Consider the following 15,148-nt stretch of genomic DNA (forward strand, 5'->3'; position numbering starts at 1 on the left):
AACTCCATAAAAAAACCGAAGCGAAAATTGCTTCGGTTGTTCTCTAAAATCCTGAACACCCTGAATAAATCCATTTTCTATAATAGCAAGAAATATCAAATAATCAGAGTCTGCGTGAGGGATTACTTCACATTATTATATTTTAATTGGAGTTCAGTGAATTTCATTTGAGGCGGTATCTCCCGATTTAGAAAAACAAGGTTTTTTAACCGTAATTTTTGTTAATCGGGAATATAGCCGAAAGCCCGGTCCTTGGGACACGCCATTATAAAATTTTAAAGCACTTAGAGAGTAAGTTGCTGAGATTTCGCAATATTGTTCATTTCGACGGAGGAGACTCGAGCGATAGCGACAGAAGAAGTAAATCACACTCGTAAATCGACAAAGATTGGTTATTCTCTTTGCGGAGTTTCTAATGTGATTTCTCCTCCGTCGAAATGACAGAACTTTGCGCTTATTTAGCTTTGTAGAGCTACTTGCAGAGATCTCTCCTTTGTCGAGATAACAAGATTGGGTCAATACAACTTTTAAAGAAAAAAATCTGCCAAAATCTGCTAAATCTGCGTTAAACAAAATTGCCAATCTTTGTGGAGTTACGAGTGTGATCTCTCCTTCGTCGAGATGACAAAATTGAACAAAAATAAATATGAAAACTTTAATAAATCAATTTTACGTTGATTACTTAAAATATGTAATTTTGAAATTCCAAGTTCAAAAACTAAGTTATTATGAAATATCATCAAATAAACAGCAATCTTTTTGTAAAAAACCGCAGAAAATTTACGGCAGAAATGAAACCTAATTCTGTTGCCATTTTCAATTCAAACGACATTTACCCGATTAGTGCCGACAGTACTTTGCCTTTTGCCCAGCACAGGGATATTTTTTACCTGAGCGGTGTGGATCAGGAAGAAAGTATTTTGCTTTTGTTTCCGGATGCGCCTTATGAAAACCAGAAAGAAATGCTTTTCCTGAAAGAAACCAGCGAACATATTGCGATTTGGGAAGGTGAAAAACTGACCAAAGAACGTGCTTTTCAGGTTTCGGGAATCAGAACGGTGTACTGGCTGCAGGATTTTCATAAAATTTTGAACGAAATAATGACGTATGCTGATACGATATACATCAACACCAACGAACATTACCGCGCTGCTGTTGAAACTGAAACTCGCGAAGCCCGTTTTGTAAAATGGTGGAAAGAAAAATATCCGGCTCACAATGTCGCAAAAAGTAATCCAATTTTACAAAGAAATCGTTCTGTAAAAGAAAGCGAAGAAATCGATTTGATTCAGCACGCCTGTGATATTACCGAAAAAGGTTTCCGCAGATTGCTGTCATTTGTAAAGCCAAATGTTACCGAATACGAAATCGAAGCCGAACTGGCGCACGAATTCATTCGTAACCGCTCAAAAGGTTTTGCTTATACGCCAATTATTGCTTCCGGAAACAATGCAAACGTTTTACATTATATCGAAAACAACCAGCAATGTAAAGCCGGAGATTTGATTTTACTGGATGTTGCTGCAGAATATGCGAATTATTCCAGCGATATGACGAGAACGATTCCGGTTTCGGGACGTTTTTCAGATCGCCAGAAAGCGGTTTATAATGCGGTTTTAAGAGTAAAAAACGAAGCAACAAAAATGCTTATACCGGGAACGCTTTGGAAACAATATCACGTTGAAGTGGGTAAAATTATGACTTCTGAATTATTAGGTTTAGGTTTACTAGACAAAGCCGATGTTCAGAACGAAAATCCGGACTGGCCTGCTTACAAAAAATATTTCATGCACGGAACGTCTCACCACATGGGACTTGACACGCACGATTACGGATTACTTCATGAACCAATGAAAGCGAATATGGTTTTTACCGTTGAACCGGGAATTTACATTCCGGCAGAAAAATTCGGAATCCGTCTGGAGGACAATGTTGTGGTTCAGGAAAAAGGAGAACCTTTTAACCTTATGCGCAATATTCCGGTTGAAGTGGATGAAATTGAAAGTCTGATGAATTCTTAATTAGAAATAGAATAAAGAGAAAAGATAAAAGACGGTTTTCAGTACTGAAAACTGTCTTTTTTTGTAATTTGAATAAAGAATCACTATGCTTCTTTTTAGCCCTGATCGCAACGGCATCCTTTGCTTTTTTTCTTTAAAAAAGCAAAGATATAGTGGAGAGCAGGAACGATGTCTCTAAAAACACCTGATGTTTCTGCTCCTAAAAATATATAAAAAAAAGCCCTCAATACTTTACACATTAAGGGCTTTTTAAATTTTATAAACCGGTTATTATCCGATTTTAGCTATTTGCACATCTAATTCGAATTTGCCTGTAGCTTCGTTTTCGTTGATTATTTCGAAAAGCTCTAAAGCTCTTCTTGCATTTTTTTCTTCTTCTCTCTGCTCCGCCACATACCACATCATAAAATCTTCTGTAGCGTAATCGTTTTCTGCTCTGCATTTTGCAATTACTTTATTGATTGCCTGGGTAACGGCAATTTCGTTTTGCAAAGCGATTTCAAATACTTCTCTGAAAGAAGCAAATTCCTGTTGTACTTCCGGAACAGACGGCGTAACTGCAATCCCTCCCATATCCGTAATAAATCTGAAAATTTTTAGAAAATGCTCTCTTTCTTCTTCTGCCTGCTTGTACAAATACGAAGCTGTATTTTCAAAACCATTTCTGTCAAGCCATGCAGCCATAGCCAAATATTTGTTTGAAGCGTCACTTTCTATTTTTGCCTGTAAGTTCAATATATTTTCAATTCCTTCAGTTAATGAAGTACTGGTTCTTAGTAAATCTTTCATATCCTTAATTTTTATATTATGTAAATTTACAAAAATTAAGGAAGACATCATTAAACGCCTGAAAATTTGGATTTAATCTAAGTAAGAATCTAAATAAGCTCAACATTTGCAATACTGCAAAGCATAGAATGCAGGCTCAGGGTAAATTTAGTTCCGTTTAATAGTTCGCGAAGCTGCACTATTTCGCAGATGGTAAGATTTCTGGAAAAATTTCTCTTAGTAGTTTCAATCAGCTGTGCATCAGCATGATCGGACAGGTCATAAAGCATATCCAGAATATCAACGCTATTCACCTTTCTTTGGAAAATCAAAAAATCCTGAATTTTATAACTTGATACTGTATCAATAAAATTGACAATTATACTATTGGTCAAATCACACTGATATGTGTATCCTTTTTCGGTTTCAAATAATACTTTGGTGGTCAAATCGCTAACTAATGCCATTCTGATAAAATTATAACGGTGCAAAAATATATAATTTACATGAAATAAACACATAATTAAGACTAATTTAAAATAACAAAATCTTTTTATATTTTTAAATTAGCTTAATACGATCTAAAATGTAACTTTTTAAAGCATTATTCGACTTATTTTAAAAACTTAATACTATAAAAATCATGCAGTCACACGAAATAGATTATCAGATTTTTGGAGAAGAAATGCAGTACGTGGAAATTGAACTGGATCCGCAGGAAATTGTAATTGCCGAAGCCGGCAGTTTTATGATGATGGAAAATAATATCCGGATGGAAACCATATTTGGAGACGGTTCCCAACAACAGGGATCGGGTTTGTTTGGTAAACTTTTAAATGCAGGAAAAAGAGTCCTTACGGGCGAAAGCTTGTTTATGACAGCATTTCTAAACCAGGGTCATACCAAAAGCAAAGTCTCATTTGCATCGCCTTATCAGGGAAAAATACTTCCGATTGATTTAACCGAATTTCAGGGCAAATTTATATGCCAGAAAAGTTCTTTTTTATGCGCAGCCAAAGGCGTTTCTGTTGGAATAGAATTTTCTCAGAAACTAGGTCGAGGCTTATTTGGCGGTGAAGGTTTTATCATGCAGAAAATCGAAGGAGACGGTATGGCGTTCGTACATTCCGGAGGAACAATGGCTAAAAAAGTTTTGGCTCACGGTGAAGTCCTGAAAGTCGATACGGGGTGTATTATTGGTTTTACCAAAGACGTCGATTATGATATTGAATTTATTGGTGGAATAAAGAACTCCATTTTTGGTGGTGAAGGTTTATTTTATGCCACTTTAAAAGGTCCGGGAACGGTTTATATCCAGTCATTGCCTTTCTCCCGTTTAGCAGACCGCATCATAGCATCGGCTCCAAGATCAGGCGGAAACAGCCGTGATGAAGGAAGCCTGCTTGGCGGATTGGGGAATCTTCTGGATGGGGACAATCGATTTTAATTTACAGCATGGCTTTCAAAAATAAGCCTTTATATCAAACTATTGGCTTTATTATAAACCATAAAATAATCGTTGTTTACTAATCTTCATTTCTTGTATGGTTTATCATTTGTTATCTTTGCTTTTCATTCTATAAAATTCAATTTTGAAAACGCTTCTCTTCAAAAACACAAAAATATCCTATTCCGATACAGGAAAAGGTACCGCAATTGTCTTGCTGCACGGTTTTCTGGAAAACAAAAAAATGTGGAAAGACTATGTTGTTTTATTCTCCCAAAATTATCGTGTCATCACAATCGATTTATTAGGTCATGGCGAGTCTGAATGTTTGGGCTATGTTCACGAAATGGAGGATAATGCCAAGGCTGTTAATGAAGTTTTAGAACATTTAAAAATTGGAAAAGCTATAATTCTGGGACATTCTATGGGCGGCTATGTTGGTCTGGCTTTCGCCGAATTATACCCGGATAAAATTGAAAAATTAGTTTTACTGAACTCTACATCCAAAGAAGACAGCGCAGAAAAGAAAGTAAACAGAACACGTGCCATCAAAGCCGTTAAGCAAAGCTTCGCAAACTTTGTGAGCATGTCTATCGCTAATTTATTTAGCGAAGAAAACAGAACCCGATTATTAAACGAAATTGAAAAAGTAAAAGCAGAAGCCTTAAAAACACCCTTACAGGGAATTGTAGCCTCGCTCGAAGGAATGAAAATCAGAAAAGACAGAGAAAGTATTTTAAAACAAAATCTTTTTCCGGTTTTGCTGATTTTAGGCAAAAAGGATCCTGTTTTGAATTATGATGAGAGTATATCCCAAATTGAGAATACAACTGCTAAACTTTTTTCTTTTGAAGACGGACATATGAGCTACATTGAGAACAAGGAGGATTTGAAAACAGTTCTCTCAGATTTTTTCAGGCATTAGAAATTACTTAAAATAGAAAAAAGACCGATCATCAATATGAAACGGCCTTTCTTCATTATCGGGGGCAAAATCTTAGACATTTTAATTGACCTACTGTGTCAGGTTTCTAAAATAATATTTTTTTAGATGCGGCAAAGATATTTGAATAAATATAACTTTTAAACGAACAACTGTTAAAAAAAACACTCAAAACATCCCTTTGAATCATTTTTATTTATAATACATCCTTTCTTGCTTTTAAAAACAGAGTATGCAAAAATTCAAATGAAAAATTCGTATGTCGCTAAAAACAAATACATAAAAAACAAATAAACTTGGCCTCTAACTATGACATTATGAAAATTAGAAACAAATAAATTACAAAAAGCAGCACATCATCAATTTATTTTTTCTTCGAAAGGAATATTAGCATCAAAAATCTCATTTAATAACAATACCATCTCATCCAGATAATTATTTAAAGTTTCTCTGGTAACAGTAGTATCCAATTCTTTATCTTCTTTAAATCCGAACGGTAAAAAACCTGATCTCAAATTTTTAAATGAAATAATCCCAACTTCAACAGGAAACTCGCCTGCTTCTTTTTCAAACATAAAAGCATAAGCCAATACCTGAATGATTTTATCGTTTTTGAGCTCCTGAGTCAATCCTTTCCAGGATTTCAGGATTACATTACTCTTTTCAACTTTTCCTGTCTTATAGTCAATAATTCTTATCTTTCCGTTACGTAGTTCAATTCTGTCCACATTTCCTTTAATTAAAACAGGAAAAGGGAGACTCGGATGAATCAAATCACGTCCAAACGTTTCTTCTAAAGCAATAATTTTAACTGCATCACCATTTTTGATTGCCTCCAATTCCATTTTTAAAAAATTAGAAACATTTCGTTTTGCAACTTCAAAAGCCAGAAGATTACGTCCTTTTTTGATTTCTCCTTCCTTATAAACCACTTTAAACTGCCTCAAAACCTCATCATCTAATAATTTTAAACAATTTAAAATATCGGATTCCGAAATAAATTTCCCGATAAAAGGCGTATACAAAGCTTCCAATGTTCCGTGAATAATAGTTCCCAAGGTATTTAAAGCAATATTTTCTTCAACCTCTTCAACTTCCCGAATGCGGAGTATTTTTTGAAAATAAAAATCAATTGGATTGCGAATATAACTAGTCAGCGCAGAAGGGGAAAATCCCGTGGAAGCAATTTCTTTTAAACGTTCAATCACTGCATCCGACTTTGGAACCAACATTGGTTTATAAGCTGTTGTTGGCAAAACCGGATTGTAAATATCAAAAGTTAAATTATGTTTAGGTTGTTTTTCTACTTCTAATTGCGTGATAAAACGACTGCGTTCACCAGCATCCAGTCCGTCATTTTCGGTGTTATGTATCAGATAAACATTTTTAGCCCTTTGCAGCAAATGATAAAAATGATACGTATAAATAGCATCTTTTTCTTTAAAAGTTGGCAAACCAAGCTCTCTTTTTACATCGTATGGAATAAAAGAATTCTGAGATTTTCCGGCGGGAAACTTTCCTTCATTCATCGAAGTTACAATTACGGTATCAAAATCAAGAACACGACTTTCCAAAACTCCCATAATTTGCAAACCATTTAATGGCTCCCCTTCAAATGAAACTTCTGCAACATCGATAACCTGTTTGTAAATCGCATACAAAGTCTGAATATTATCTATATGGCTATGCTGGGAATAGTAATTGATTAGCTTATTGATAACCTTAAAAATGGAGAAAACAAAAGTTTTTGCAATTTTATCTTCCTCATTGTCATTACTGAAATTTTCTTTTATCAAGAGTAAGAGTTCCGAAATACTTTCGAGCACCGCCAAAGATCCATTTTCCCATTTTTGAAACAGCAGATTAAATAAATCAGAAGGATTCAGGTTGATTTCATTTAATCGCGTATAGGTAATAAAAGTATAATTATTTTCTTTTATAATTTTAACCAATTGACTGGTTTTAGCAAAAGGTTCAATTAACGGATGTGTAAGAATGTCAAGTACATCCTTGTAATAGAAAACATAATTTGCCCCATTTCTGGAAAGGGCATTTGTATGCATTTTAAACAATTTGGCAATTAAAATTTGCGAAGGATTGTTTTTACCTGAATATCCCATGGTAATATTCAAAGCACCAACAGAATTTGGCAAAGAATACAAAACAGGCATCAGTAAATTTTCCTCACCGAGCACAATAGCAACTTTATCAAGAGAAGATTCCGGATTATCTCTCAGTATATCTTCAATAATACTTCCCGAAAGTTTTGCCTGCCCAATAGTTTTTGGAGTACCGATCACCTGAATGTTTTTTGGCTGGGAAAAATCATCCGTAATCCAGTCAAAAGAATTTGATTTATAGTATTTCCAATTTGCTTTAAACCGTCTTACAAAAAGGCCTGCATCGTGGTAAGGGTCGTTCAGAAAAACCTGGTCTATATCCCAATAAATTTTTGCCTTATCAAAAGCTAAAAGATGCTGAACAATTTTTTCCTCAGCTGCATTTAAAGCATTGAAACCCGCAAAAACAAATGTTTTATTTGAAATAGTATTTGAAAAATGATTTAGGTTATTTACCGCTTCCCGATATATCAAACCCTGATAACCAAAACCTTTATTTAACAAATGACTGTATAGCGCTTCATAATAAACCGGAAGCAATTTCCAAAAATCAATATAATTCTCAAGTAGTCTGGTTTTATTTTCGACTTCAATCCCCCATTTCTTTATGTCTTCAATATCTTTAAGATACGATAATACATACGTCGGTTCCAGAAGATAACGGTCAATTTCATTAAAATCCTGAAGAAGCGTTTTCGCCCAATTAGCAAATAACTCAAAGGACTGTTGATGCTGCTTTTCGGTAATGGAAAGATAAACTTCATAAAATTCAAACAACAGCTCAATTGAATCAACAGAACGGATAGAGGCAACTTCCTGCACAAAATCCTCAATTGAAATAATGTCAGGAGAAAGAATTGTTTGATTAATTTGTTTTCTTAGCGCTTCGATTAAAAAAACTTTAGCTCTTTTGTTAGGAAGCACAATAGTAATTTCAAATAACCTGTCAGAGTAATCCTGAATAATTGTAGCTGCAATTTTTTCTAAAAAAGAAGTGTATATCATATCATAAAAATAAAAAAAGCCATTCAATTAAGAATGGCTTTTTAAAATTATTTAGAAAAGTAAATTATAGTTTACCTTCATATTTAGAACCAATGTGTCTAATTTCAGTTCTTCTGTTTTGTGCTTTCCCTGCTGCAGTTTTGTTACTTGCAACTGGCTGAGACTCACCAAAACCTTTAGAAACTAAGTTATCAGCGCTAACTCCTCTTTCTATTAAACCATTCATTACTGCAGCAGCTCTGTCTTCGGAAAGTTTTTGATTTAATTTGTCAGAACCATCACTATCTGTATGACCTTCAATACTGAATTTCGCATTTGGATAGTTGATAAGGATTTGTTTGATAGCATCTAATCTTGCTAAAGTTTCTTTATCTCCAGTTTTGAAAGTAGCTTTACCTGAGTTAAAGTAAACTGCTCTTGCCTGAACTTTAAGTTCATCTAAAACTTCAGTAGTTACTTCTGGACAACCTCTGTTACTTGCAGGTCCGGCAACTGTAGGACAATCATCATCTTTATCTGCAACACCATCTTTATCAGCGTCTAAGAAAGGACAACCACCATTTTCTTTTGGACCAGCAACAGTAGGACATTTATCATCTTTATCGGCAACACCATCACCGTCAGAATCAGGACATCCGTTTAATGCAGCTAAACCAGCAACATCCGGACAAGCATCAGAAGCATCAGCGATTCCGTCACCATCAGTATCAGGACATCCGTTTAATGCAGCTAAACCAAATACATCTGGACAAGCATCAGAAGCATCAACAATTCCGTCACCGTCAGTATCAGGACATCCGTTGAATTGTTTCAAACCAGCAACGTCCGGACAAGCATCATCTTTATCGTAAATTCCATCTCCGTCAGTATCTTTACCTCCGAATTTGAAAACTAAACCTGCAGTATGCTGGAAGTGAGATGGAGCATCTGGCTCACCATTTGCATCTTCTCTATCTCCACCTACAGCCCATTTGTATCTTGAAGCAAGTTCAAGACCAATAGCATCTGTAAACCAGAAAGTCAAACCAATACCTGGATTAACAGTACCAAAACTGCTGTCACCAAAGAAAGTGTAACCTCCACCAACAGATAACGAAGGATCTACTACTTTAGATTTAATTAATTCCATGAAGCTATATTTGATAGTAGCATCAATTCCGTAATACATTAAATCTCCTGGGTTGTAAACAACATTTCCTCTTGAATCTGCATCTGCGTTAGATGGATCAAAAACAACATATTTATCAATTTTATTCACAGATCCCTGTAAACCAACAGAAAAACCATGCCCTACGTATCTATTTACACCGATGTAAGATAAAGATGGAAGAATATTCCAGTTGTCTTTAACAGCGAATGGCTGAGAAAAGTGTTGATCAAAGAAACCACTTCCTGAACCAGAGCTTGTTCTGGTATCAACGGCATTAACCCCAAAAGAGATAGCCCATGGATTGTTACTGTCCTGTGCGTGGGCATTTATACCCATCGCCATTAAAACAGCAACAAAAAGTTTGTTAAGATGTTTCATACTTATTTTTTTTAATTACAATTTAGTTAATTACAGACAAAAGTAACACCTAATTTTTTAAATACAAAATGTTATGTTAAAAAAAACCTACAAAAATTCCATTAAATGGTAATTATATAACTTTTAACATTTGTCCTACAAGTACAAAAGCGTTAATAGCCCTGTCTAAATGTTCTTTAGTATGGGCTGCAGATAATTGTACTCTAATTCGTGCTTTTTCTTTAGGAACTACCGGAAAAAAGAAACCAATTACATAGATTCCATACTTAAGAAGTTCATTTGCCATTGTTTGGGATAGTTTTGCATCATATAACATAACAGGTACAATTGCAGAATCTCCGTCTATAATATCAAAGCCGGCTTGTTTCATTTGTTCTTTAAAATAGTTAGTGTTCCACTCTAATTTGTCTCTTAAAGCCGTATCTTTCTCCAAAAGCTCGAAAACTTTAATAGAAGCACCAACGATTGCCGGAGCTAAAGAATTTGAAAACAAATAAGGACGTGAACGCTGACGCAATAATTCTATGATTTCCTTTTTGGCAGTAGTGTAACCCCCCATTGCGCCACCGAGGGCTTTACCAAGTGTTCCGGTAATTATATCTACCCTTCCCATAACTCCTTTTGCCTCAAGGGTTCCTTTTCCTGTTGCCCCGATAAATCCGGCCGCATGACATTCGTCTACCATCACCATCGCATCATATTTATCTGCCAGGTCACAAATTTTATCCAACGGAGCTACAAGTCCATCCATAGAAAAAACACCATCTGTAACAATTAACTTAAAACGAGCACCTGCCTCATTAGCTTTAATCAACTGATGCTCTAAATCTTCCATGTTACTGTTTTCATAGCGATAGCGGGCTGCTTTGCACAAACGTACACCATCAATAATAGAGGCATGATTCAGACTATCTGAAATTATCGCATCATGCTCTCCCAGCAAAGGTTCAAAAACCCCTCCGTTAGCATCAAAGGCAGCTGCATAAAGAATTGTATCTTCAGTACCATAAAAATCAGCAATCTTTTTTTCTAAAGTTTTATGAATATCCTGAGTTCCACAAATAAAGCGAACCGACGACATTCCGAAACCATGTGTATCCATTGCATCTTTTGCTGCCTGAATTACTTCTGGATGTGAAGAAAGCCCTAAGTAATTGTTAGCACAAAAATTCAAAACCTTTTCTCCTGTAGAAATTGTAATCTCAGCATCCTGAGCAGAAGTGATTATACGTTCTTTTTTAAAAATTCCGTTTGCTTCAATTGTCTGCAGCTCACTTTGCAGATAGTCTTTAATTTTTCCGTACATCTCTATATTTTTAAAACGTTAAAAATTAATACATTAGCAAAAAATAAGCTACGTAAATCCTTTAACATCTGATTAATTTTATCACAAATTTACCACATCGATTTCGGTTCCAATGTACACCAATACCTTTTTTAACACTTTATATCCTAAATCCTCAACTGCATTTTGATATTCCTGAATCTGATGTAGGTATTTGGGGTTTTTGGCTCCGGTTTTATAATCCAGCAAATAAGCTTTCATGTCTTTTGTAAGCACAATCCTGTCAGGTTTTAATGTTTTCCCTTGTTTTTGAACAATCGTCTGCTCATTCAAAACAGCATTTTCACCATTAAAACAAATACTTATTTCAGGATGATTTACAATTTCCAGAAGTGTTTTAAAAACAATTTCTTTTTGATCGTATGTTATTAAGCCATTTTCTATTGCTTTGGTAATTGCCAAATCAATATCTGACCTGTCTTTCACAAAAGCCAAAATCTCATGCACAATATTTCCGTAAGCAATTGCCTCCTGCTGATGTGTTCCCCACATTAAAGCTTCACGCTGTGCAATTATAATATTTTTAGGATTTAAAACTTCCGAAACCACCGGAATTACTTTTAAGAAATCTAACGTCTTACCTGAGGCTGAAAGTTTTTTTGAATTCCCAAATTCATATTCCGGCTTGTCGGGATCGTAAATCCCTTTATGCATTAAAAATTTAATAAAAAAAGTGGCCATATTATTTGAAAACTCACCGTCTTTTCTTTCTTTTAATGACTGAGAAATAATATACAACTGCTCTTCTGCCCGTGTCAATGCAACATACAAAACATTAATGTTATCAAGCAATTCTTCCTGCTTTTTCAAATTAAAAACTGCTGAAGCACTTTCTCCAAAACCTTCTACGGCATTACTGTTGTCAATAAGAGCTTTCGGAACACCCAAATCAATCCCTTCTGCATCCAGCCAGAGTTTGTCTTTTGGCTTCCTGTTATAATCTTCTTCTGCAAAAGGCATAATTACAACCGGAAATTCCAGACCTTTTGACTTATGAATCGTCATAATCCGGACTGCATTATTGCCTTCCGGAGAAGGAATACTGAATTTCTCTCCGTTTTTATCCCAATAACTTAAAAAGTCAGCTATTCCTGCCTGATTACGAATATCACGCTCCAGAACAATATCAAGAAAATATTGCACATAAGCATTACCTTCAGAAGGAAGAATAAATTTAGATATAATAATCTCTACGGCTTCATAAAGTGATTTCTTTCGGATATTTTCAAATGAAAGCGAAACATCAAAAGTCAATAACCATTTCTCAAAATCATTCTCAAGTTTCTGATTCATTCCTTCTGCAATAAAATCATGAATTGGCATTTCAATCTTTTTTGTACTTCCTAAGAAATGCAGGAAATTTGCTTTTGCCTCCAAATCAACACTATTATTGAGATATTTCAGCAAATGAACAATGAGTCTTACTTCAGTAGCATTTTGAATCATCAATGTTTCAGATGATAAAAGCGGAATATTCTGTTCGGTCAGATAATTTGCAACAGCGATTCCCTGATCTCTTTTACGGGTCAAAATTACTATATCCTTATATTCAAAACCTTCACGAATAACTTTTTCAATTGTATTTAAAGTAGCCAGAACATACAAATCTGATTTTTCGATTGTTTCGTCTTCATCGCCTAAATCATTTTTTTCAGTTAAAGGAAGAAAAGAAATATTGACATAACCTCCTTTCTTAGCATTTGTATTCTGAAAACTGTGATTTTCATATAAATTTTTATAGTCCTCATTAGAAAATTCAGTCGAAATTAACTTAAAAAAAGCATTATTAAAATCAATTACCTCGCTGTAACTTCTATAATTTGTATCTAAATGCTTAATAGATTTATCAGGATTGTTAAACGGATTTAAATCTTTGCTTAACTCAATAAATTGTTCTGCTTTACCTCCCCGCCAGCGGTATATTGATTGTTTTGGATCCCCTACAATCATGAGGGTTCCTTTGTTGCCAAAATCATCCTGTCCGGAAAGTGCATTATCAATAAGCGGAATCAAATTTTGCCATTGCATTTCAGAAGTATCCTGAAATTCATCTATAAAAAAGTGGCGGTATCGCTCGCCTAAACGTTCATAAATAAATGGTGCAGGCTGGTTTTGGATTTCGCGGTGTATAATTGCATTGAATTCTGAAATCGACAAAACATTTTGTTCGGATTGAATTTTTGCCAGTTCATTACTGACTGTATTCAACAGAGAAAGCGGTGTAATATTTTTTAGGAAAGCCTTGTAGAAATCTCTTTTCTCGTAGTTTTTATAGATTTTATCTAATATCTGAAGCAATTGTGGAATAATATTTTCAATCAAAGCCCTGTCACTTGCTGTTTTATTAATTGCAATATCATCAAATTCACGAAAGGTTTTATTTCGCGGATTAAATTTTCCGTCACGAATATTTTCCAAATGATTTGGAAACGTCCCGCGGGAAAAAGATTTTAAGTTGATTCCGTTTTTGTCGATTAAAGAGAGTGCTTCAATAGCTAATTGTTGATTTTCTGATTCTAATTCCTCGCACAAGACCAGCATTTTCTTTTTAATGACAACAAACTCCCCGATTGTTTTGTCGTTAAAATGAATAATTTCATTTCGATTATTTTCGTTCAAAACCAATCTGCCTGTTTCGAGAATCTCACGCGAAACATCCCAGCTTTTGTCATCATCGGTCTTTTCCATTGTAAAATCAACCAGCAATTTAGTCAGCGTTTCGTCCTGGCCTGCCTGTGCAATAATAGCGTCAACAGCTTCAATCAACAAATTTTCGGTATCCAGAGTCACCTCAAAAGTCATTGGCAGATTTAAATCATGTGCAAACGCCCGAATTACTTTATGTGTAAATTTATCAATAGTAGAAATATCAAAAGCAGCATAATTATGAATAAGATGCTTGATAATATTTTGGGATTTTGTTTTGATTTTAATTACAGAAAGCCCTGTTTCCCGGGACAAGTCTTCCATCAAATCTATGGCTTTCGCCGAAGGGTCGTCTTTAGCAAATTCAGACAAACTTCCAACAATCCGGCCTTTCATTTCATGAACTGCTTTATTGGTAAAAGTTATAGCCAGAATATTCCGATAAGCGTCATTTTTAGGTGAAGAAAGAATGATTTTAAGATATTCCTTAACCAGTGTATAGGTTTTCCCGGAACCTGCAGAAGCATCATAAATTGAGAAAGACGGACTTTGCATAAGTTGGTTTTTGTATGGTAAAAATAGCACTTTAAATAGTTAAACCCAATAATGCAAAATTCCAAATTCCAATAACTATTGATTGTGCATCAGTTATTGGAATTTGGAATTTATTTAATTTTTAAAAAATTAATGTTTTGGAAAAGCTCTTTTATTAAAAACAAGCAGAATGCCGACACCTGTAGAAATCGCGACATCAGCAACGTTAAAAATAGCATTAAAAAATTCAAATCGTTTTCCTCCAAAAAAAGGAATCCAGGAAGGCAAATCGCCCTTCCAGATAGGAAAATAAAACATATCCACAACTAAACCATGAAACCATGTACCATAAGGTTCTGGAGAAAAAGGAGTCGCTAAATTATTATAACTGCTGTCAAAAATAACACCGTAAAAAATCGAATCCAGAATGTTTCCTGCAGCTCCGGCAAAAATAAGTGCAATAGCCACAACAAGGTAAGAAGAAGCATTCTTTTTTACTGAATCATATAACCAGTACCCAATTCCGCAAACAGCAAAAATTCTAAATACAGTCAAAATTAATTTTCCATATTCACCAGGTATTTTGGTACCCCATGCCATTCCCTCATTTTCTATGAAATGAATTTTAAACCAATTGAAAACCGTAACCTCTTCACCTAAAATAAAGTTTGTTTTTACATAGATTTTAGAAACCTGATCGATCAGTAATATGATAAATATAAGGAGATACGCTTTTCTTAATGACATGTTGTGATTTTTAATGTTGGCAAAAGTAACAATTAAATCAAAAA

General features: G+C 34.7%; 10 protein-coding genes. 3 read left to right on the top strand and 7 right to left on the bottom strand.

Features of this window, described 5'->3' with window-relative positions:
• The first annotated feature begins 728 nt into the window (after positions 1-728).
• Entirely contained in the window at positions 729-2,021 is a 1,293-nt protein-coding gene (locus GXM17_RS06080) for an aminopeptidase P family protein (RefSeq protein ID WP_163398407.1), read from the top strand.
• A gap of 270 nt (positions 2,022-2,291) precedes the next feature.
• On the opposite strand, the gene GXM17_RS06085 is transcribed toward GXM17_RS06080, so the two are convergent.
• Both GXM17_RS06085 and GXM17_RS06090 read right to left on the bottom strand, forming a co-directional pair.
• Positions 2,292-2,810 carry a ferritin gene (locus GXM17_RS06085; RefSeq protein WP_163398408.1) on the bottom strand — a complete coding sequence of 173 codons (519 nt, stop codon included), beginning with the start codon at positions 2,808-2,810 and terminating at the stop codon, positions 2,292-2,294.
• 89 nt (positions 2,811-2,899) lie between these two features.
• The gene (locus tag GXM17_RS06090) at positions 2,900-3,256 is read right to left on the bottom strand and encodes a hypothetical protein (RefSeq protein WP_163398409.1); all 357 of its coding nucleotides are present in this window, start codon (positions 3,254-3,256) and stop codon (positions 2,900-2,902) included.
• A gap of 176 nt (positions 3,257-3,432) precedes the next feature.
• Here GXM17_RS06090 and GXM17_RS06095 point away from each other — a divergent pair, with 176 nt between their 5' ends.
• Both GXM17_RS06095 and GXM17_RS06100 read left to right on the top strand, forming a co-directional pair.
• A complete protein-coding gene (locus GXM17_RS06095; protein WP_163398410.1) occupies positions 3,433-4,236 on the top strand; it encodes a TIGR00266 family protein in 804 nt (267 codons plus the stop codon).
• 145 nt (positions 4,237-4,381) lie between these two features.
• The gene (locus tag GXM17_RS06100; protein ID WP_163398411.1) at positions 4,382-5,161 is read left to right on the top strand and encodes an alpha/beta fold hydrolase; all 780 of its coding nucleotides are present in this window, start codon (positions 4,382-4,384) and stop codon (positions 5,159-5,161) included.
• A 377-nt stretch (positions 5,162-5,538) separates the two neighbouring features.
• On the opposite strand, the gene GXM17_RS06105 is transcribed toward GXM17_RS06100, so the two are convergent.
• The 5 genes from GXM17_RS06105 to GXM17_RS06125 all read right to left on the bottom strand — a co-directional run bounded on the left by GXM17_RS06105 (position 5,539) and on the right by GXM17_RS06125 (position 15,104).
• Complete coding sequence (locus GXM17_RS06105; protein WP_163398412.1) at positions 5,539-8,304, bottom strand: PD-(D/E)XK nuclease family protein; 2,766 nt, start codon at positions 8,302-8,304, stop codon at positions 5,539-5,541.
• Between the two features lie 64 nt (positions 8,305-8,368).
• Entirely contained in the window at positions 8,369-9,832 is a 1,464-nt protein-coding gene (locus GXM17_RS06110) for an OmpA family protein (RefSeq protein ID WP_163398413.1), read from the bottom strand.
• Between the two features lie 112 nt (positions 9,833-9,944).
• On the bottom strand, positions 9,945-11,138 hold the full coding sequence (gene kbl / locus GXM17_RS06115) for a glycine C-acetyltransferase (RefSeq protein ID WP_163398414.1): 1,194 nt from the start codon (positions 11,136-11,138) through the stop codon (positions 9,945-9,947).
• Between the two features lie 81 nt (positions 11,139-11,219).
• Positions 11,220-14,378: a UvrD-helicase domain-containing protein gene (locus tag GXM17_RS06120; RefSeq protein WP_163398415.1), complete on the bottom strand. Its 3,159-nt coding sequence runs from the start codon at positions 14,376-14,378 to the stop codon at positions 11,220-11,222.
• Positions 14,379-14,507: 129 nt separating this feature from the next.
• Positions 14,508-15,104: a lipoprotein signal peptidase gene (locus GXM17_RS06125; protein ID WP_163398416.1), complete on the bottom strand. Its 597-nt coding sequence runs from the start codon at positions 15,102-15,104 to the stop codon at positions 14,508-14,510.
• Between the last annotated feature and the right edge of the window lie 44 nt (positions 15,105-15,148).

The organism is Flavobacterium fluviatile, from assembly GCF_010645065.1.
GTDB lineage: Bacteria > Bacteroidota > Bacteroidia > Flavobacteriales > Flavobacteriaceae > Flavobacterium > Flavobacterium fluviatile.

Coding starts and splice junctions, on each gene's coding strand:
- GXM17_RS06080 (WP_163398407.1), top strand. CDS start 729: ATGAAATATCATCAAATAAACAGCAATCTTTTTGTAAAAAACCGCAGA.
- GXM17_RS06085 (WP_163398408.1), bottom strand. CDS start 2,810: ATGAAAGATTTACTAAGAACCAGTACTTCATTAACTGAAGGAATTGAA.
- GXM17_RS06090 (WP_163398409.1), bottom strand. CDS start 3,256: ATGGCATTAGTTAGCGATTTGACCACCAAAGTATTATTTGAAACCGAA.
- GXM17_RS06095 (WP_163398410.1), top strand. CDS start 3,433: ATGCAGTCACACGAAATAGATTATCAGATTTTTGGAGAAGAAATGCAG.
- GXM17_RS06105 (WP_163398412.1), bottom strand. CDS start 8,304: ATGATATACACTTCTTTTTTAGAAAAAATTGCAGCTACAATTATTCAG.
- GXM17_RS06110 (WP_163398413.1), bottom strand. CDS start 9,832: ATGAAACATCTTAACAAACTTTTTGTTGCTGTTTTAATGGCGATGGGT.
- kbl (WP_163398414.1), bottom strand. CDS start 11,138: ATGTACGGAAAAATTAAAGACTATCTGCAAAGTGAGCTGCAGACAATT.
- GXM17_RS06120 (WP_163398415.1), bottom strand. CDS start 14,378: ATGCAAAGTCCGTCTTTCTCAATTTATGATGCTTCTGCAGGTTCCGGG.
- GXM17_RS06125 (WP_163398416.1), bottom strand. CDS start 15,104: ATGTCATTAAGAAAAGCGTATCTCCTTATATTTATCATATTACTGATC.